The following is a 19,739-nucleotide window of genomic DNA, read 5'->3' as shown; positions in this document are numbered from 1 at the left end:
AGTTAATTAATGATACACGTCATCGTCAGGTGGTACTGGCATTTTGCCCGTACGGTAATATACCAGTAAATCCTGCATATCTTCCAAACGGAGTATTTTACTCTTTATTTTATCTTGAATATCGGGTTTGTTAGCCATAACCAGGCTCATCATTTCAATAAAGTTCTTTTTGGTTAGCAAGGTTAAATTTTCAACATTGGAGCCAACATAATATTCCAGGTTAGTACTACTACCATAGCCCGCAGGTACAGCGCCGAAGCCCATGCTACCTCCACCTAAACGTAAAGAACCATTGCTTACTAACAACTTATACAATTTTACATTTTCGTTAGCTAACACTTGCAATACAGGCGCAAAATGAGTTTCCTTGGATTTTGATACCACAAAGCTGTCGGTGCCAAATGTAAAAGCTCTAATATTTTGCGTGCTAATTTTTGCCTCATCCGTATGTTCGTTGGGTTTAAACCGAATGAAATTTTGCTTTGGTGATTTCGCATTAACGATATACCAGGAAATTAACCCGTTTTTTTTCTTATTAAGCGTGTCGTAATAACTACCGGATTTCCAATCGCGGAACAACTGCGCTTTACTTGGCACTGTAACAGTCAAAATACACAATAGCAGCAAAATTGTACGCATAAGATTTAGATATTTGAAACGAATATAGTATTAAAATAAAATGATGACTGTTGATTTACGAAGCGACACCGTAACCAAACCAACGCCAGGTATGCTCGAAGCCATGTGGAGCGCTAAGGTTGGTGATGACGTTTTTGGCGAGGATGAGAGTGTGAATGAATTGGAAGCCAAAGCTGCCGCCATGTTCGGCATGGAAGCCGCAATTTTTTGCCCGTCGGGTACCATGACCAACCAAATCGCAATAAAGTGTTTTACGCAACCGCTCGATGAACTGATTGCCGACCAAACTGCGCATGTGTATCGTTATGAGGGCGGGGGGATTGCTTTCAACTCTGCCGTTTCTACCCGTTTGCTGAACGGTTACCGTGGCATATTAACAGCTGAAATGATAGAGCCTGAAATTAACGCCGTAGGCAACATACACTATCCTAACACCAGTTTAGTTGTACTGGAAAATACAGTAAATAAAGGAGGCGGGAGCTGCTATACATTGGATCAGATTGAACCTATTGCAGCGTTGTGCAAACGCCGCAACTTGAAATTGCATTTAGATGGCGCCCGGATATTTAATGCGCTGGCACATACTGGTGATAAAGCTGTTGATTATGGTAAGTATTTTGATGGTATATCGGTTTGCTTGTCTAAGGGATTAGGTACACCGGTAGGCTCGGTATTGCTGGCCAGTAAGAACACCATTACTTATGCACGCCGTATACGCAAGGTGTTAGGCGGTGGTATGCGGCAGGCCGGCTTTTTAGCAGCAGCCGGTAGCTATGCTTTAGACCATCACGTAGAGCGTTTGAAAATAGACCATATACATGCTCAGATACTGGCCGACGAATTGGCTAAATGTACATGGGTAACCAATGTGATGCCGACCGAAACCAATATAGTATTATTTGATACAGAAGGGCCGGCGGATGCCGTTGTAGCCAAACTACTTTCAAAAGGCATTAAGGCAGGCTGTACCGATACCAAACGTATCCGCTTTGTAACTCACCTAGATATACACCCTGAGCAGATTGAGTATACCGTTCAGGTGTTGAAGAACCTTTAGCCAGTAAGTTTGTGTAAGGCCCGCTAGTTGGTAAGTTGGCAGATAGATGCTGACTTACCAACTAGCGGACTTATTAACTCACAATTATCTATCAGCTCCCTGTCTTTCAACCATCCAGCCCGGATATTCTTTGTTGAGGGCGCTTACTTCATCAATCTTTTTCAGGTCATCAGCCGAGAGTTCAAGCCCGGTTGATTTGATATTGTCGTGGAGTTGATCGATCCGCTTTGCACCGATGATAGTGCTCGTAATGCCTGGTTGCTGCCTTACCCATGCCAGTGCTACTGTAGCAGCAGAGGCATCATAACGCTTGCCAATTTCGCTTATCACGTCAATAATGTCATACGTTTTTTCCTTGTTAATGGGCGGGAAGTCGAAGGTTGCCCGGCGGCCGTCACCCGTCTTTTCATCATCCCTGGTATACTTGCCCGAAAGGAAACCTCCTGCAAGTGGGCTCCATGGCATTACTGCCAAATTTTGGTCTTGCGCTAATGGCAATATTTCCCGCTCAATATCTCTGCCTGCTAACGAGTAAAAGTATTGCAAGCCAGCAAATTTATTCCAGCCATGCTTTTCGGCAATACCCTGTGCTTTCATTACCATCCATGCTGGCCAGTTACAGCAGGCTATGTAACGTACTTTGCCGCTTAGTACAACATCGTTTAAGGCCCGCATGGTTTCTTCAACCGGAGTGCGTTGATCTACGCCATGCACATATAGAATATCTATATGATCTAACTGTAAACGTTGCAGACTTTCATCAACAGAATTAAAAATATGATAACGTGAAAGACCTACGTTGTTGATACCATCGCCCATTTTACCGCGAACCTTGGTGGCAATCACCAGATCGTTACGGCTGAGGCCTAAATCTACAATAGACTGGCCAAGCAGCTTCTCAGATTCGCCGAAAGAATACACGTTGGCCGTATCTATAAAGTTAATGCCGGCGTCAATCACCGTCTTCATCAACTCGTTTACCTCTTGCTGTTGTATTTTACCTATGGCTTCCCAAATACCCTTTCCGCCAAAGGTCATGGTACCAAAGCAAATCTCGGAAACCAGCAGCCCGGTTCCGCCTAAAAAGTTGTACTTCATGTTAGTGTTGTTTAGAAATTTTAACTACAGCGGCAGCGCTTTTGTTTATGTAGCATGGTCAGCCAATAGTCATACCTCAACACCAGTGCATGCCTTAGCCATACACGAAATAAACAGTCTTTGTGCCACGTTCCTTAGCGTACTCTAAAAAGCGTTTAAAGTTCCGCAGGTCATGTCCAAGATTGTTGTCAATGTAGCCATCGCCCAGGTCGGTATTAAAGTCAGAAAAGTAGAAGTTTCTGTTTAGAATATCTTCTTCATTTACATCGGGTAAAAGTAACGCCGGTATATCGGCTACGGTTGATAGCTTCTCTATTAATTGTGTTATCAATACGCTAACTTTATCAATATTTCCCCTTAAAGCGCTCCTTCGTGCTTCTACTTTTTGTAAAATCTCTTCTCTTTCAATATCCGACTTTGCATATTCAAGCAGAAATTGAATTTCGCTTTCATCCCCATAATTATTCATGTCATACAGCGGAGAAATATCTGTTCCGGCCATTCTTGCTATTTGATCCAGTTCGGGCTCACCTTCTATCAGGTCTCTTCTGGACATTAAATCACAAAAAGTCCTGCTTAAGCTGTGCCGTTTAAAGTTATTGTCATCCTGGTCGTAATAAGTTGCGTCGAAGACATCAACAGGGTTATCTACGTGGATGTGAATGTCTAAGCCCATAGTTATTTATTGCATGTGTAGGCTAATATAAAAACATTAATGATGTTTCTTGTTTTATATGGTATAATGAACCGCCTCCTTAAAAAACTTGAAAAAATTGGCCGCGACCCAAAGATAACTGCTAAGGCAGCGGGGTTAAGATACGTGTCTGACACCTCGCCGGGTTATACACGCAAACCCTCAGGCAAGGGCTTCGCTTTTTATGACGCGGATGGGGGGCTGGTAAAAGATAAAGAACTTATACAAAGATTTAACAAGCTCATTATTCCGCCGGCTTATACCAAAGTTTGGATATCTCCTTACGAGAACAGCCACTTGCAGTTTACCGGTACTGATGCTGCCGGCCGCAAGCAATATCGTTACCATGCCGATTGGAATAAAATCCGTAACCAATCTAAATATCACCGCCTGCAGGCGTTTGCCGCTCATTTACCGGCTATTCGCCAGCAGGTTGATCAGGATTTGCTGCGCCGTAATCTGGATCATGATAAAGTTTTAGCGCTGGTTGTTAGGTTAATGGAACTAACCAGTATACGTATAGGCAACGAGTCGTACAAAAAGCTGTATGGCTCTTACGGTTTAACCACCATGCAGGATAAGCATGTAAAGGTAGATGGGTCCAAAATCAATTTTGAGTTTAAAGGCAAAAAAGGAGTTTATCATAAGATAGACTTGCAAAGCAAAAGACTGGCCCGTTTGGTTAAGCAATGCCGTGATATACCCGGTAAGGAGTTGTTTCAGTATTATGATGATGAAGGAAAACGCTGTACCATCGATTCGGGTGATGTAAACGGTTACTTGAAGCAAATTACCGGCGAGGATTTTACTGCCAAAGATTTTCGTACCTGGGCTGGCAGTGTAAGCGCTCTATATGCCTTTAAGGAAGCGGGCGAATTTGAAAACCAGACCCAATGCAAAAAAAATATCATCAGTGTGCTGGACGAAGTAGCCATTAACCTGGGCAACACCCGCACGGTATGTAAAAAGTATTACGTGCACCCAACCGTAATTAAAAGTTACGAGGAGGGCACGCTTTTTAAATACATCCAGAACCTGGACGAGGATAAGGATATCAGGGCTTCGGAGCTTAATACTGCAGAGAAAGCCTTGCTCGAGATACTGGAAAAAGAAAAGCTGGCCGAGGCCAGCTGATCTATAAAGAACGGGAAACTATATTAACACAAAAAATTATTTCTTCGGGGTGCTCTTGGTGCTTTCTTGAGTAGTTATTTTTATAATCCCATACGATGCTTTTGCTCCGTATTGCGTGGTAATAGCAGAATCTTTAATTATATCAATACTCTTAATACTGTTGGGGCTTAAGCCTTTCATGTCCTCATTAGTGGCTTCTTTGCCATTAATTAAAATTAACGGATTGGCAGCGGAGTTTGGGTTTTTAAAAGATAAGGTTAGTGGCTCACGCGAGCGGGGGGTAGCGTATCCCACAACGGCTACTTCTTTTAACTGGCCTTTGGGCGATGACTTATGAAGACTGTCGAGCATTTTTTGGGAGGCAGCAGACGTCACACGTGTAAGGCTTAGTCTGCTGGTGTCATGTTTCGTAGTTACACCTATAACGCCGGCTGTTCTGGTTGCTGAACCGCTATTGTAAGAGCTTTTTAAAATAGCAGAATTCGGGCTGGTGACTTTTTCCAGCATCTCTTTCGTTTCAGGGTTATTAATGCCGTCTTTGGTTACAATAAGTACAGCTCCGTTTTTTGCCTTTTCGCCAAACAGGCTGGTTGCTGCTGTACCGTGAAGCACATTAACGCTATGGATAGCATTGGGGTTAAGGCTGCCCAGAGCTGTTTTAGAAGAGATAGGCTTACCGTTTATGAGGTAATAGGCCGAATCGACTCCAACGGAACCTATAACAAGTTTGCCCTTTACTTTTGGCGTGTCATTGCTAATGTTTATTTGATTAACTACATCATTAAAGTTGGTATCAACCGTCTGGTTAAGCTCTGTTCTGTAGCCCTTAAGTTCCGAGGTGTTAGTGCGTATGGTTACCGGTTTAAGTACTGGCTTAATAACAATCTGGTTGCTTGCCGTTGCATGAGTTGTGGCTTCAGTTGCTATTGCTATAATTTTGTTAGATGCTGCTTTGACAGCATGATAACCTTTTCTTATGAGTGCAGCCTTAGATGTTCCAAAGGCTAATAACAGCACTAACACAGCTGGTGCTATAAAGCTATAGCGGGTGAGGCTAAAAGCCGAAGATCTTTTTGAGTTCATCATCATAATTCTTTTTTTAATTGTTGAAATATTGAAGTGGTTCACCATGGCATTAGGAGAGGTGTCGAAACTGGCGTATAGTAAACTGTATTGGTAACTTTTTACGTCAGTGCCTTTTTGCAGTACATTGCGGTCGGTAATAAATTCAAGGTTCTCGCTTACCGCTTTTTTCATTAACCATACGCCTGGGTTAAACCAGTAAAACATCAAGCTCAGTTCTGCTAATAAGATATCCAGCGTATGCCATTGCTTAATGTGCACTTGCTCATGAGCAATAATTGAATGCAGTTCTTCGGCGGCATGATGCCTTGGGTTGATAAATATACTTTGCCAAAAAGAGAAGGGATTAACCTCATCTGCAATAACTCTTACCTTTTGGTTATATAAGTTAGCTGGTTTAGAATTGTGGTAAATGCGGTAAAGCGACAAAAATTGGATTGCTAAACGCAAAGCCATAACAGATACGCCAATCCAAAAAACTACAATCACCCATTCCCAATAATTGGCATGTGCAATAGGTTTTGCCAATACTGCTGCACGGCTGTTTAGGTTAATTACAACAATCTGCAACGGTTCCACCAGTTTTTGGTGGTGCTGCATCATGTTGCTCAAATCAATTTGCGGGTAAATGCTTGAAAATAAGATTGCCGTTATGAGGTAAACGCGGTTTAATGTATAAAAAGTTAGTTTACGTAGCACAGCATAATAGCCAAGGCAAAACAGCAGCAGGGCAATATTCACTTTAAGTAGATATATTAACAATGCAGGCATGGCGTTACTTTTTATGATTTTCAATTAGTTTTATAATCTCTTGTAATTCATCGGCGCTTATCTTTTGGTCTTTTGCAAAAAATGTAACCAATTCTTTATAGGAGTTTTTAAAGTAATTATTTACAAACCCGCTCATAAAGCGCTTCTTGTAATCTTCTTCCTTTATTAAGGCCGAGTATTGATAGCTATTGCCAATCTTTTCACCTTTCACAAATCCTTTGCGTTCTAAATTTTTTACAGTGGAGGCAAGGGTAGTATAAGGCGGCTTTGGTTCGGGCATGGCATCCAAAAAGTCTTTAATGAAACCTTTTGTGTTTTGCCATATCACCTGCATGGCGTCCTCTTCTTGCTGCGTTAATTTTTCCATCTTTCTACGATAACTTCGTAAATCTACGAAAGTTTCGTAAATAAAGAAAATTATTTTAAAATATATTGTGGCTTATAAACACTTTCATCGCGTAATGGGTCATAAGTTGGTAGATTAATTAGAAGCAGGCCAGGCCGTAAATGGTATAATTTACCATGGAGAAACAATTGCAGTTCTAAATCTTAATAACTTAGCAACTTGTAATTCAAATAAAATAAAATGCCTTTTAGAACAACAGTTATTACGGGTGCAACATCGGGTATAGGTAAAGAAACTGCTTTAGCACTGGCTAAAATAGACCATGCGTTGTACCTGTTGGTACGTAATGTTGACAAAGGCGAGGCCCTAAAAAAGGAACTGGTAGCACAATCCGGCAACCGTAGTATTTTTGTAGTGCACTGCAATTTGGCAGATATGGAGTCTGTACAGCGGGCGGCTACCGAGTTAAAGGGAAAGCTTTTTGCTATCAATACGTTAATCAACAATGCTGGTGGTATTAACCAAACCCGTAAGTTAAGTAAAGACGGTTATGAGTTAACTTTTGCTATGAACCACCTGGGGCACTTTTTGCTAACGATGAGCCTGATGCCTTTGTTACAAAAAGGGCAGGCCCGCATTGTTAATATCAGCTCAGAGGCGCACAAAATTGCAAGACCGCAGTTGTTAAACGATTTTCAGTTCGAACGCGATTACTCATCGTTTAAGGCTTATGGTTTGGCCAAGCTGTGTAATATTTATTTCACTAAATCGCTTGCTGAAAAATATGTTCAGGCTGGCATAACTGCATACGCTGTACACCCGGGCATTGTAAGCACGGGCTTTGGCACTGAGCTGGGTGGATTTGGTAAAGTGCTGATGATGCTGGCTAAGCCTTTTATGATTACACCACGGCAAGGTGCAGAAACCAGCATTTACCTGGCCGGCGCTGCAAAATTAAATCCTAAATTAAGCGGTCAGTACTTTAAAAAAGGCAGTGTGGCACAAACTAATCTGGCGGCACAAAATGCATCAGCACGTAACAAGCTATGGCAGATTAGCGAGCAGTTAGCGGCACCTTTTTTAATATAAGCGTAACAATGTTGTAACATGTAATAATGTCATGGTTTTGTAAATAAGTTTTATTATCTATGCTTACTCAACCATAACGCTAATTAATATATGCTACTGAACAGAAAGCTCATCGTCACTATTGGCTTAGTATCTGCCGTAATTTTCGTCTCTACCACATCTATGCAGCAGCAGTCGAAAACTGTTGATGAAAAAAAGTTTCAGAATCTCAAAGTTCTGCCGAAAGACATTTCAGAAAAAGAGCTGCACAACGTAATGGACGAGTGGGGCGCGGCTTTGGGCGTACGGTGCAATTTCTGCCATTCGCGTAACGAAGAAACCAAGAAAATGGATTGGGCGCTTGATGGTAAACCCGAGAAACAAATGGCCCGCGAGATGTACCGCATGACAGCCAACATTAACAAAAAATATTTTAAAGCCGGCAAGGATTCACTAGGACGCATTATGGAAATGGGGGTTAACTGTAATACCTGTCATAAAGGGTCAGCACATCCCGAAGTAAAGGCCGCTCACGTTGCCCGCATGCCGCGCCAGCAAGGTGCACCTGCTACACCGCAACCTGCCGCAACACCAGCGCAATAAACTTTTCAATTTTAGCTTTGGTTGAATAGCAACTCTGTTAGCTCTTCAATCAAAGCTGCTTGTGCCCCGATAATTTTTTCTTTTGCTTCTTCAGCCGTAAACCAGGCCGCCTTGTCAATTTCGGGTACCGTAATCCATTTGCCCGATTTGTAGGGATATTCCATTTTGAAGGTATTGCTCACTGCTACTTTATGGTCAATGTCACCCTTAACTGCCCAGGCCTGCACCAGCTTGCCACCTTTTTGTTTAATGGTTTGCAAAGGTGTAAACGTACCCTGTACAGGTTGACCTGTCTCTTCCTCAAACTCGCGCTTGGCAGCAGTTAGTGCATCTTCATGCTCATCAAATTCTCCTTTCGGGATGCTCCATACACCAACATCCTTATTTACAAAGTAAGGGCCCCCGGGATGTACCAGGAATACCTCTAACTGATGGTCAACCAATCTGTACAATAATATTCCTGCGCTTTTTCGAACCATAGTTATTAAGCTGTGATGTAAGTTGCATTTTCATATTCGTGCCGATGAATAGACTTATACTACTAATAGTGTTAAGATATGTTAAAGATTAACCTACAGGAAAATTAGCATTTATCTTTATATCGTGATCCAAGCAAATGGGACATGAGAACACAACGGTTATCACCATAATATGTTTAGCTTACCTTTTAGTTAATATAGTAGTGTGTAAAATCATAATCAACAACCAGCAAATTTCCTTTGCTACGTTGAATTCTTATTATTGATCATAACCCATTTGAAAAGTTTAGTAAGACTTTCGCCCTACATACCTAATCACAATCTACAACGCTAAAAGGCTGTTTCAAACAGCCTTTTTTTATTAATTTAAAACGTTAATGACTGATAGTGCGAAAAGTAAGATTAATTCTTGGTTGCTTAACTTTGGTGGTCTTTGGCAAAGCGTGCAACCAGTTGGTTTGTGTAGCGCCTTTCATAACCAGTAGGCTGCCGGCTTGTAAAATAACAGCAGTAGTGTACTTGCTGATTTTGTGCTTAAAAGCAAACTTACGCTCCGCGCCTAAGCTTAGCGATGCTATAGTGGTATTTTGTCCAAGAGACTTTTCATCATCGCTATGCCATGCCATACCTTCGTTACCATCGTGGTAAAGGTTAAGCAGGCACGAGTTAAACTGGTGATTGCTGTGTTGCTCAACCAATGCTTTTAATTCCAGCAGTTGGGGTGTCCATATCAACGCTTGTTTGGTGGTATTAGAGTAGGTATAAGCATAGTTTTCATCACCGTACCAGGCTGCCTTGCGCTTGGTGATAAAGTGTTTTCCGAAAATGATAGCTTCGTCATTCTTCCAGGCAATAGTGCTTAAAAAAGCGTCTAAATAAAAATTTGCTTGATTAAGGTTTAAGATAGGGCCATAATAATTCACCTCCCCATCATAAGGCAGTAAATTAGTTCTAATATCAATATCGGCACTAAACAAATCCATTTTACATTAACTCAAAGCATCATGAAAAATTATGCCAAGCGTATACCGTTCGCCGGTATTTACTGTGCTTACGCCATGTTTCATGTTTACACGGTAATAGCCTTTGGTGCCTTTAACCGGCCGAAAGCTAGTGGTGAAAATAAGCATATCGCCACGTTTAGGCTGTAAAACTATAGCTCTTGATTGAGCACGTGGTATTTGTTCTGTAAGAACAAATACGCCGCCGGTGTAATCGGTGCCGGGTTCATTCAAAAAAAGTACTGCCTGCATAGGGAAGTAAATGTCGCCGTATAAATCCTGATGCAGTGTATTAAAGCCACCCGGACCATACTTCAAAATAAGTGCTGTTGGTTTTGTTTGATCTGCCTTGTGACACCGTCGCTTCAACTCATCATGTGTTAACGGATAAATGATGCCGGTGCCCAAAACATCCATCCATAAGTTGGCAACTTTAGCCAGATAGGGATAAGCAGCTTGTCTGATTTTAGTAATCAGGTCAGGCAAAGGATAGTTGAAGTATTTGTATTCACCCAGCCCAAAACGGTAACGTTCCATTACTACGGTTTTACGGTAGGCGCTGGTGTCTCCGTAATTTACAATAAGCTGTTGGCATTGTTCGGCGCTCAATATGTTTTTTACAACGGCATAACCAGTAGTGTTCAGGCTGTTGGCTATAAATTCCCAATCCTTGCTTTGCAAGTTATATTCAATGCTATTCATCACTTATTTATCAGAAGATATTTTCCATTGTCTGTATTTTTCAGGCATGCAGTTTCCGCAGGGGCGGTAGCCTGCCTTGAGAGCTTCCTGTTCGTTCTGGAAAAACACTCTGTTTTCGGCTTTCATCAGTTTACCGGATGCACACGAAAGTGTACCATATACCTTGTTCTTAGTGTAGCCTGCTAAACTGACTTCGTTAGAATTAATTAAGGTATAAAGTCTCCTGGTACGCGCGTAAACTGTAATGCCTAATTCAGTATGCCGGTACATATTAGCCAGCTACAACTAACAACTTTGCTGCTTCCCAGCCAATTATGGCATTTTTGCGCACGCTTCCCCAATGGTACTGCCCAATCTCACCGGTTGAGCGTATCACTCTGTGGCAGGGAATAAGGAATGCCACCGGGTTATTTCCCACAGCCGAACCTACCGCACGGCAGGCATTAGGGTTATTAAGAATGCTGGCCAGGCCAGCGTAGGTAGATAGGCCACCCATTGGCACCTTAAGTAAAGCTTCCCATACCTTAAGTTGAAATGCGGTACCTTTTAAATGTAGTTTAACATTATCAAGTTGGCTCCAGTCTTGCGTAAAGATTTGCAACGCGTTCTGCTGTATCTGATCAAGCAATTGATGGTAAGTAGCATTTGGGAAATTGTGGCGAAGCTTGGCCAAAGCATCCGGCTCCGGCTCATCAACAAAGGCCATATAACAAACTCCTTTTGGTGTTGCGGCTGCCAGTAAGGTTCCGAACGGACTTTCGGTAAAGCTGTAATTAATATGCAGCTGCTCACCGCCATTTTTATATTCGCCGGGTGTCATGCCTTCTATCTTAACAAATAGATCATGCAGCCTGCCTGTGCCCGACAAGCCGGCTTCAAAAGCCGCATTGAAAAGCGAAGTTTGCTTTTCGCGCAAGATGGATTTGGCATGCTCAATGCTCAAGTACTGCAAAAACTGTTTTGGACTTATCCCGGCCCAGTCCTTAAACATGCGCTGAAAATGGAAAGGGCTTAAGTGTACATGTGCGGCCGCCTCATCCAGCGTGGGCTGGCGTTTATAATTGAGCTTTAAATACTCAATGGCCTGCGCTATCCTTTTGTAATCTATTTCGTTCTGCGTTTCCATGTTATGCTAATCTTTCTACAAAAGTAGCCCGCCTGCCAGTGCCACAAAACCCGATTCTTGCTGTAATTTGTTAACGTTACAGTAATGATAATGATTTACAACTGATAAACGCACCAAACATTATACTTAGTTTTGCTGCTTAACAATATCCCTCCGGCAGGAGGATTAGGGGGTTAAATGTTTACCGGAATTATAGAGACCTTAGGCCGCGTGGCCGAACTTAAGCATGAACAAGGCAATGTTCATCTTACCATAGAATCTGAAATATCAGCCGAGCTAAAAATCGACCAATCGGTAGCGCATAACGGCGTTTGTCTTACGGTGGTAGCTGTAGACGGAAACCGGCACACGGTTACTGCTATTGAAGAAACGCTGAACAAAACCAACATTGGTCAGCTTGAATTAGGTGGCTTGGTAAATTTAGAACGTTGTATGCAAATGAACGCTCGTTTAGACGGCCACATTGTACAAGGGCATGTGGACCAAACCGCTGTTTGCACTATGTACAAGGCGCTTGAAGGTAGTTGGGAATACACTTTTCAGTACGATACCACCAAGGGTAATGTAACAGTGGAAAAAGGTTCTATATGTATAAATGGCATCAGTTTAACCGTTGTTAACTCAAAGGATGACAGCTTTTCTGTTGCTATTATACCCTATACTTATGAGCATACCAACTTGCAAAGTGTGCGCGAAGGTTCGGTTGTAAACCTGGAGTTTGATATTATAGGCAAATACGTGGCCCGCTTAATGCAGCGCTAAAGTCGGCTGGCTAAGGCGCTGATACGGCTCTTGGTATAATCTACATACACCTGCTGCACAGCCGGCGGATTAGTGCCTAAGTACCGTTTGTAGTACCTTACCGCCTTGGCCTTGTCTTTCAAATCGCTATCATATAAGGTAGCTAACGAGTAAAGGAGCAGTGGCCGTTCCTCAAACTGCAAACCCTTCTCGTAGCTGTACACTGCTTTTTTAAACCGCTTATGTTCCTGGTAACTGCCAGCCATTTCTCCGTAATAGGTTGGTATGGCAGGTGATATGCCTTCGGTAATGGCCCGCTCAAAGTATACAATAGACTTCGGATAGTTTTTAAGGGCTTTGTAACTTAATGCCATATAATAAAAGGAAGTTTCTGTTTGCTGTATATCTTCCATCCCAGCCAGCGTTTCGAGGCAACACATGTAGTTTTTAAGTTTATAGTACGCTTGCCCTAGCTTAAGCGCGGTAGGGTAGGTGCCGTCGCCCAGTTGCAACAGTTTCATGCCCACTTTAACAGTTTCAGCCCAGTTTGATTGTGCATGTACCAGCTTCAGAAGGCTTTGTAGCAGCACCACATTTTCAGGATCAGCAGTTATAGCCGTGTTTAACACAGCCTGGGCCAGTGCATATTTTTTTACGTTCACATACCAGTTGCTCAAGTCCGACGCCACATCGGCGTCGTCTCCGTTAACCGCGTTAGCTTTGCTTAGGTATTTGACATAGCCGGTAGTGTCATTATTGCGTGAGCTAATATCGGCCATTTGTTTGAGGACATAAAAGTTGGTTGAATCGACCGAAATAATATGCAAATAGTAGGTTTGAGCCTTTTGCAGGTTGCCCCTTCGCAAATTGATGCCCGCTATACTATTCAAAACGGAAAGCTTGGTAGTATCTAATTGAAACAGGCGTTGATAATAGGCTTCGGCCTCAACCAATTTGCCCGCCATTTGCGTGGTGTAAGCCAAATTACGTAATGCATTAGGATCGCTTACAGGTTCCTTATAAACGCTTTTTAGATAGGTTGCCGCTTCAACATATTTTTGCGCCTGGTAGTATTCCAGCAGTGTACGGTCACTTACTGTGCTGAATTGTGCTGCTGCTGACGAGCTAACAGCTAATAGAGAAACAAATATGAGGAAGAATTTAGTGGTCATACATCTGATTAATATCAACTAAGTTATTAGTTAATATTCACACATCAAACTTTTTTTAAAAATTATGCTTGTAAGTAAATACTAAAACATACTCAAATGGATAAGATCAGAAAGTTTGAACTAATGGAAAAGATTGTCCATGAGTTAGAGGACCTAAAAAATAGCCAGCAGGCTATCATACAAAAATTAGGGAAAATTGAAGTGGACAATATAGATTTGGGCGACAAACGGCTCGAGAAAGATTTGCCCGATATGCACCAGCGTGTTGCCGACAATCTGGATACAATTGCGTCTATTCTGGAAGATTTTGCTGATCAAACCAGCGATTACAACAGCAAGAATAATATTCAGGCGCTCAAAGAGCAAGAAGCAATCGATAAACTGTAAAAAAGAAAAGCCCTCAATTATGAGGGCTTTTTATTATTGTGCTTGTAGATTATTAATCGATGCTTTTGCCCTTCATGGCCGTACTAATGGCTTGATCCATCACACGCTCTGCATAGGGGCGGGTTAGCTCATTAAGTTCATCAACCTTTTTCAGTATCAGATCCTTATCGCCGCTGGTCAAAACTTCTTTAAGTGCTTGTATATGCTGATGGGTACTGGCCACTTCTGCAATGCTGAGTAACTCGCCATGTTTTTCAATAAAGCGTTCAGCAGTATATACCATCTGCTCGCCCTCGGTACGAGCTTCAATCACCATACGTTGACTAACATCGTCTTTAGCATGGGTGATGCTATCCATTAACATTTGTTCTACCTGCTCATTAGTAATACCGTAAGCCGGCGTTACCTCTACTTCTTGCTTGGTACCCGAGCGTAACTCGATAGCCTGAACTTTTAAAATTCCATCAGCATTCAGCAAAAAGTTGATGTCGACTTTTGGAAAGCCTGCCGGCATAGCAGGAATGCCCTTTAAATCGAACTCAGCCAATTTCCGGTTCTCTTTCACCAAATCGCGCTCACCTTGGAAAACTGATATTTTCATATTCACCTGTCCGTCAACCGAGGTTGTATACTGTCGGCCAGCTTTGGTGGGCACCTTAGAGTTTCGTGGGATAATTACATCCATCAGGCCGCCCATGGTTTCAATACCGAGTGAAAGGGGCGTAACGTCCAGTAACAGTATATCTTTGCGATTACCGGCCAATATATCAGCTTGTATAGCAGCACCCAAAGCTACCACCTCGTCCGGGTTCATCTCGTTATGCACGGGTTTGCCAAAAAATTCGGCTACTTTGTTTTGTACGAGTGCAGTACGGGTTGAGCCGCCTACCATAATCACTTCATCGATATCAGCTGTAGTTAAGTTGGCATCTTTCAATGCGTTGGTACAGGCTGTTATGGTTTGCGCAACTTTAGGAGTAATTAGTTCTTCAAATGTATTGCGATCAATGGTACACCAAATGTCGCCTATTTTTTCATTGAACAAACTTTGATGGGCAAATGCTTTTTTTGCCTCTTCGGCTTTCAAGCGCAGTTGTTGTGTGAGTTCGCGGTTATTGGCCAGTTCATTTTTATCAAGCTGGTTTTTTTCAATCCAGTACTGCAATATGGCGCGGTCAAAATCATCGCCACCTAAAAACGTATCGCCATTAGTGGAAAGCACTTCAAATATACCGTTCTGTATTTGCAGTATAGATACATCAAACGTGCCGCCGCCTAAATCATAAACTGCAATAGTTTTGGTCTCTTCAGGGTTTAAGCCAATGCCATAAGCTAAACTTGCCGCTGTTGGTTCGTTTACAATGCGTAATACATCTAAGCCTGCCAATTTGCCGGCATCACGCGTGGCCTGGCGCTGCGAGTCATTAAAATAAGCAGGTACGGTAATTACAGCTCGGTTAACTGGTGTTTTCAACGCATGTTCGGCACGTTCTTTCAGCTCCTTAAGTATAAGCCCCGATAGCTCTATAGGTGTGTAAAAGCGGTCGCCCACTTTAACCTTAACCAGGCTTTCGCTGTTGTCATCAATTACTTTATAAGAAAAGAAATCCTTATAATTTTCAATATCGTTATAAGAACGGCCTAATAACCGTTTCACTGAAAATATAGTGTTTTGCGGATCGGTTATCAAATAGTTTTTAGCTTCGTTACCTACCGTTATGCTTCCGGCAGTATCAAAGTGCAATACAGAGGGTACCAACACACCTTTGCCGGCATCATTAATCACCTTCGGGTTTTTATCCGGATCAATAAAGGCTACCAACGAATTGGTAGTACCCAAATCTATACCTACAATAATATCTTCCTTTTGTAACGAACCTGTAGCCAGGTTAATGGAAACTTTAGCCATAGTACTTGCTTAACAAGCGGCAAATGTAGGTAGTTTTAGCTTAACCCATGTCATGCTTATGTGAATTGCTTTGCATTGCTTAACCAATATTTTCTGTATATTTTCAGCACAATGTTTAAGCCTACTTTTTGGGGCGTGCTAACCACAAGCCTATTGTTATTTACCGGTGCTGTGAAAGCGCAGCAGTTTGGTGGTAATCCGCCATCTGTAAAATGGAAAGAGATTAACACGCCTGCCGCGCGGGTTATCTATCCTGTGGGAATGGATTCGGCCGGGCAGCGGGTAAACAGTATCATACAGCAGGCCAATAACGCTATAAAGCCAACTATTGGCTTTAAGCAAAGGCAAATTAATATAGTATTACAAAACCAGCTTATAAATACCAATGGCTATGTGGGCCTGGCGCCGTTTAGGAGTGAGTTTTATTTGACGCCGGCGCAAAACAGTTTTGGCTTAGGCACCATACTGCCGGTAGATCAGCTCACCTTGCATGAGTTTAGGCACGTACAGCAATATAATAACTCCGATGTTGGACTTACCCGCTTACTGCATACTCTTTTTGGCGAAGGCGGACAGGTGCTCGCTTATGGCCTTGCTGTGCCTAACTGGTTTGCCGAGGGAGATGCCGTATATAACGAAACTCTTTTAACTACGCAGGGGCGCGGGCGTTTACCTTATTTTTTTAACGGCTACCGAAGCTTGTGGGCTGCAGGCAAGAACTATAGCTGGATGAAGCTGCGCAATGGTTCTTATCGTGACTATGTACCCGATTGGTACCCGCTGGGCTACATGCTTATCTCGTACGGGCGGGACAGTTATGGTAGTGATATATGGCGGAAAGTTAATCATGACGCCGCTGCTTACAAGTCGTTAATTTATCCTTTTCAAAACGCGCTTAAAAAGCATACCGGTCAGGAGTATATTGCTTTTCGTACGGCAGCTTTAAATCATTTTAAATCGCAGTTGCTTACACCCGGGTTGCAAAAAGGTGCGCAGCAGTATAAAAACAGTCAGCACTTTATAGGTAACCAGGAGTTTCCGGCTTTTGCAAATGATAACACTGTAATTTACCGGAGATCATCCTATACGCAACGGCCAGCGTTTGTGATGCGCAAAGGTGACAATGAGCGTATAATCCGCCTGAGTGACTTTACCGTTGACAGTTATTTCCATTACAATAACGGACAGATTGTATATGCCTCCCGCCGGCCGGATGCACGCTGGAGTTACCGGGAATATAATGAACTGAAAGTTATCGATGTAAAAACAGGCTCACAACGGCAACTCACTGCCAAAACAAAATATTTTGCACCAGCCTTTAATGCCGATAATAGCCGCATTGTAGCTGTCGATGTACCAGCATCGGGTAGGTATAGCTTACATATCCTAAACGCCAATAATGGCAAGCTCATTACAGCAGTACCTAATCCGGCAAACCTCTTATATACGTATCCTAAGTTTTACAACAATGACCAAATCATATCGGCCGTACGAAGGCAAGATGGAAAGACATCAATTGCCCTGGTTAATATTAGCTCAGGTAAGGTTGATGAGCTTACAACTGCTGATATGGCACCGAAAGCTTTCCCGGTTGTTAGAGGCGACACCGTTTATTTTTCGGCTACATCAGGTATCAACGATAAGCTGTTTGCGCTAACTATAAACAACCGCAAACTGTATGAGATGCAAGGTGACTCTTTGATGAACTACATTGGTAATTACCAGCCTGCTGTAGGAAACAAAAAGCTGGCTTGGATTAGTTTCAGTGCATTTGGCTACCAGTTACATCAGGCAGACAAAAAGAATTTGGCATTTAACCCGGTTGATGCTTTGCCGCCCTTACCGGATTTTCAGGTGGCTTCGTTGAAACAGGATTCAAGCACTAATTTGCTGGCGTCAATCCATACGCAGGTATTGCCCGCCAAAAAGTATCCAAAGTTTACGCGGCCTTTTAACTTTCACAGCCTGGTGCCGTACTTGGACGACCCGGAGTATTCGTTCTCCTTATTGGGAGAAAACATCCTAAACACTTTTCAAAGTGAACTATCGTTCAATTATAACCGAAACGAGGGTTATAAGCAGTTCGGTTTCAACACAATTTATGGCGCGCTGTTCCCTTACCTGTTTGGCAGTGTAAATTACACACTCGATAGGCGGGACTTTGGCTTCGATCAAAATCGGAATGCTGTAGAAGTGAACTGGAACGAGACCAATTTGCAAGCTGGTTTGCAAATACCTCTAAGTTTTGCTGGCGGACGTAATACTACGCGGTTTACCTATACCAGCAGTATTAACTACAGTATTAATGACGTTAAGCAGGTTGCGTTTAAAAATGCTTTGCCGAACAATACTTATTTAAATAACTCTATAACCATCAGCAATCAGGTTGCTAAGCCGTACCAGCTTATAAATCCGCAGTTGGCTCAAAGCCTAACGCTAACTTACCGTAATACCATCAACAATTTAGGTGCGCATCAGTTGCTGGCATCGGGCACCTTTTACTTTCCGGGCTTGGTCAAAACACACAGCCTCGTTTTTAACGTGGCCCACCAGCGGCGCGACCGCAACTATAGCATTTTTTCGAACCAGCTGCCTTTTTCCAGAGGGTACACTTCCGACAACCTATACAGGTTATACAAAGCTGGGGTAAACTATCATTTCCCGATAGCTTATCCAGATGCCGGTGTTGCCAACCTGGTTTACCTTATGCGTTTAAGAGGGAACTTGTTTTATGATTATACACATGGTAAGGATTTTTACCGGAGCGGCGCTGCGTTTAAGGCTGATTTTAGGTCGGCAGGGGCAGAGCTTTATTTTGATACACAATGGTTTAATGAAAGCTCCATAACTTTTGGTTTACGGTATACCTATTTGCTTGATAACGATATTTTTGGTGGTAGGGGGCGCAATCGCTTCACACTGATATTGCCGTTAAGTATCTTTTGAGCCGAGGCAGGCTTCATTGGCTTTTTGTATGATGTTACGTACACGATCCGCATCAGTTTCGTCTATACCATACTCACTGGCAGACGTTCCCATAATGATTTGAGTGTTACGGTAAACCATAGCGCTATCACGGCGTACACGGGCTGAGGAATGTATTTCGGAAGCGCCGGTAAAATGAACCAGGTCTGCTGCGTTGTACTCACTCACGCCACCACCTGGAATGATGTCTATACGGCCATTTGCCCGTTGAATAAGCTGAGCTATTTTGCTGGCGCCTTCCATAGCACTGGTTTTACCGCCTGATGTTAAAATGTAGTCGAACCCTAACTCAATAATGTCTTCCATAGCAGCAAAAACATCGGCGCATAAGTCAATAGCACGATGAAAAGTAGTGCGCATACCTGCTTTTTTCGCCATTTGCACCAGCTCGGCGCATCGGGGTTTGTCAACGGTGCCGTCGGCGTTCAAAATTCCAATTACTACCGCATCACAGCCATTTTGCCCGCAAAATTCCAGATCTGCTTTTATAATTTCGAACTCGTGCCTGGTATATAAAAAATCGCCCGCCCGCGGACGCAGCAGCACATGAATTGGAATTTGAAGAAGTTGACGAGTAATTTTAATGTGTCCGTAAGAAGGAGTAGTGCCGCCTTCGTGCAGGTTATCGCACAATTCTATGCGTTTGGCACCACCCTCTTGTGCTGCAATTGCCGATTGTACAGAGTTGGCGCAAACTTCGAGCGATATAGTCATGATATAAGTAAGTATCGTGTTTACGGTAAG

General features: G+C 42.8%; 20 protein-coding genes. 7 read left to right on the top strand and 13 right to left on the bottom strand.

Going from position 1 to position 19,739, the window contains the following annotated elements; genetic code table 11:
• Positions 1–6: 6 nt before the first annotated feature.
• Positions 7–639: a hypothetical protein gene (locus ABDD94_RS13885; RefSeq protein WP_345952751.1), complete on the bottom strand. Its 633-nt coding sequence runs from the start codon at positions 637–639 to the stop codon at positions 7–9.
• A gap of 40 nt (positions 640–679) precedes the next feature.
• Between ABDD94_RS13885 and ABDD94_RS13880 the strand changes: the two genes are divergently transcribed.
• Positions 680–1,696 carry a GntG family PLP-dependent aldolase gene (locus tag ABDD94_RS13880; RefSeq protein ID WP_345952750.1) on the top strand — a complete coding sequence of 339 codons (1,017 nt, stop codon included), beginning with the start codon at positions 680–682 and terminating at the stop codon, positions 1,694–1,696.
• An 84-nt stretch (positions 1,697–1,780) separates the two neighbouring features.
• On the opposite strand, the gene ABDD94_RS13875 is transcribed toward ABDD94_RS13880, so the two are convergent.
• Entirely contained in the window at positions 1,781–2,794 is a 1,014-nt protein-coding gene (locus ABDD94_RS13875; RefSeq protein ID WP_345951489.1) for an aldo/keto reductase, read from the bottom strand.
• A gap of 94 nt (positions 2,795–2,888) precedes the next feature.
• On the bottom strand, positions 2,889–3,470 hold the full coding sequence (locus ABDD94_RS13870) for a hypothetical protein (RefSeq protein WP_345952749.1): 582 nt from the start codon (positions 3,468–3,470) through the stop codon (positions 2,889–2,891).
• Positions 3,471–3,536: 66 nt separating this feature from the next.
• On the opposite strand from ABDD94_RS13870, the gene ABDD94_RS13865 reads away from it, so the two are divergent.
• On the top strand, positions 3,537–4,622 hold the full coding sequence (locus ABDD94_RS13865) for a DNA topoisomerase IB (protein ID WP_345952748.1): 1,086 nt from the start codon (positions 3,537–3,539) through the stop codon (positions 4,620–4,622).
• A gap of 36 nt (positions 4,623–4,658) precedes the next feature.
• Here ABDD94_RS13865 and ABDD94_RS13860 read toward each other — a convergent pair whose 3' ends face one another.
• Together ABDD94_RS13860 and ABDD94_RS13855 are read right to left on the bottom strand one after the other, a co-directional pair.
• The gene (locus ABDD94_RS13860) at positions 4,659–6,476 is read right to left on the bottom strand and encodes a M56 family metallopeptidase (RefSeq protein WP_345952747.1); all 1,818 of its coding nucleotides are present in this window, start codon (positions 6,474–6,476) and stop codon (positions 4,659–4,661) included.
• Between the two features lie 4 nt (positions 6,477–6,480).
• The gene (locus ABDD94_RS13855; RefSeq protein WP_345952746.1) at positions 6,481–6,843 is read right to left on the bottom strand and encodes a BlaI/MecI/CopY family transcriptional regulator; all 363 of its coding nucleotides are present in this window, start codon (positions 6,841–6,843) and stop codon (positions 6,481–6,483) included.
• A 219-nt stretch (positions 6,844–7,062) separates the two neighbouring features.
• Between ABDD94_RS13855 and ABDD94_RS13850 the strand changes: the two genes are divergently transcribed.
• Positions 7,063–7,911, top strand: a complete 849-nt coding sequence (locus ABDD94_RS13850; RefSeq protein WP_345952745.1) for an SDR family NAD(P)-dependent oxidoreductase — start codon at positions 7,063–7,065, stop codon at positions 7,909–7,911.
• Between the two features lie 90 nt (positions 7,912–8,001).
• Positions 8,002–8,493 carry a c-type cytochrome gene (locus tag ABDD94_RS13845; RefSeq protein WP_345951495.1) on the top strand — a complete coding sequence of 164 codons (492 nt, stop codon included), beginning with the start codon at positions 8,002–8,004 and terminating at the stop codon, positions 8,491–8,493.
• 11 nt (positions 8,494–8,504) lie between these two features.
• Here the strand turns inward: ABDD94_RS13845 and ABDD94_RS13840 are convergent, their stop codons facing one another.
• From ABDD94_RS13840 to ABDD94_RS13820, 5 genes are all read right to left on the bottom strand, one after another.
• Positions 8,505–8,972 (bottom strand): NUDIX domain-containing protein, encoded by a 468-nt coding sequence (locus ABDD94_RS13840; protein WP_345952744.1) that lies wholly within the window; start codon positions 8,970–8,972, stop codon positions 8,505–8,507.
• 374 nt (positions 8,973–9,346) lie between these two features.
• Entirely contained in the window at positions 9,347–9,955 is a 609-nt protein-coding gene (locus ABDD94_RS13835) for an alpha-ketoglutarate-dependent dioxygenase AlkB (protein WP_345952743.1), read from the bottom strand.
• Between the two features lie 6 nt (positions 9,956–9,961).
• A complete protein-coding gene (locus ABDD94_RS13830; protein ID WP_345952742.1) occupies positions 9,962–10,675 on the bottom strand; it encodes a 2OG-Fe(II) oxygenase in 714 nt (237 codons plus the stop codon).
• Between the two features lie 3 nt (positions 10,676–10,678).
• A complete protein-coding gene (locus tag ABDD94_RS13825; protein ID WP_345952741.1) occupies positions 10,679–10,945 on the bottom strand; it encodes an Ada metal-binding domain-containing protein in 267 nt (88 codons plus the stop codon).
• A 1-nt stretch (position 10,946) separates the two neighbouring features.
• The gene (locus tag ABDD94_RS13820; protein ID WP_345952740.1) at positions 10,947–11,801 is read right to left on the bottom strand and encodes a methylated-DNA--[protein]-cysteine S-methyltransferase; all 855 of its coding nucleotides are present in this window, start codon (positions 11,799–11,801) and stop codon (positions 10,947–10,949) included.
• Between the two features lie 177 nt (positions 11,802–11,978).
• Between ABDD94_RS13820 and ABDD94_RS13815 the strand changes: the two genes are divergently transcribed.
• Complete coding sequence (locus ABDD94_RS13815) at positions 11,979–12,563, top strand: riboflavin synthase (RefSeq protein WP_345952738.1); 585 nt, start codon at positions 11,979–11,981, stop codon at positions 12,561–12,563.
• Here the strand turns inward: ABDD94_RS13815 and ABDD94_RS13810 are convergent.
• Positions 12,560–13,714, bottom strand: coding sequence for a hypothetical protein (locus ABDD94_RS13810; RefSeq protein ID WP_345952737.1), 1,155 nt, complete (start codon positions 13,712–13,714; stop codon positions 12,560–12,562). The two genes, ABDD94_RS13815 and ABDD94_RS13810, sit on opposite strands and share 4 nt — an antisense overlap.
• A gap of 96 nt (positions 13,715–13,810) precedes the next feature.
• Here ABDD94_RS13810 and ABDD94_RS13805 point away from each other — a divergent pair, with 96 nt between their 5' ends.
• The gene (locus tag ABDD94_RS13805; RefSeq protein ID WP_345951504.1) at positions 13,811–14,101 is read left to right on the top strand and encodes a hypothetical protein; all 291 of its coding nucleotides are present in this window, start codon (positions 13,811–13,813) and stop codon (positions 14,099–14,101) included.
• Positions 14,102–14,153: 52 nt separating this feature from the next.
• On the opposite strand, the gene hscA is transcribed toward ABDD94_RS13805, so the two are convergent.
• Positions 14,154–16,010, bottom strand: a complete 1,857-nt coding sequence (gene hscA / locus ABDD94_RS13800) for a Fe-S protein assembly chaperone HscA (RefSeq protein ID WP_345952736.1) — start codon at positions 16,008–16,010, stop codon at positions 14,154–14,156.
• Between the two features lie 111 nt (positions 16,011–16,121).
• On the opposite strand from hscA, the gene ABDD94_RS13795 reads away from it, so the two are divergent.
• The gene (locus tag ABDD94_RS13795) at positions 16,122–18,956 is read left to right on the top strand and encodes a hypothetical protein (protein WP_345952735.1); all 2,835 of its coding nucleotides are present in this window, start codon (positions 16,122–16,124) and stop codon (positions 18,954–18,956) included.
• Here ABDD94_RS13795 and ABDD94_RS13790 read toward each other — a convergent pair.
• Positions 18,942–19,709 carry a copper homeostasis protein CutC gene (locus tag ABDD94_RS13790; RefSeq protein ID WP_345952734.1) on the bottom strand — a complete coding sequence of 256 codons (768 nt, stop codon included), beginning with the start codon at positions 19,707–19,709 and terminating at the stop codon, positions 18,942–18,944. The two genes, ABDD94_RS13795 and ABDD94_RS13790, sit on opposite strands and share 15 nt — an antisense overlap.
• Positions 19,710–19,739: the final 30 nt, after the last annotated feature.

This window comes from Mucilaginibacter sp. PAMB04168, from assembly GCF_039634365.2.
Lineage (GTDB): Bacteria > Bacteroidota > Bacteroidia > Sphingobacteriales > Sphingobacteriaceae > Mucilaginibacter.
The sequence above is the reverse complement of the archived record's forward strand: the minus strand, read 5'-3'. Positions and strand labels throughout refer to the sequence as shown.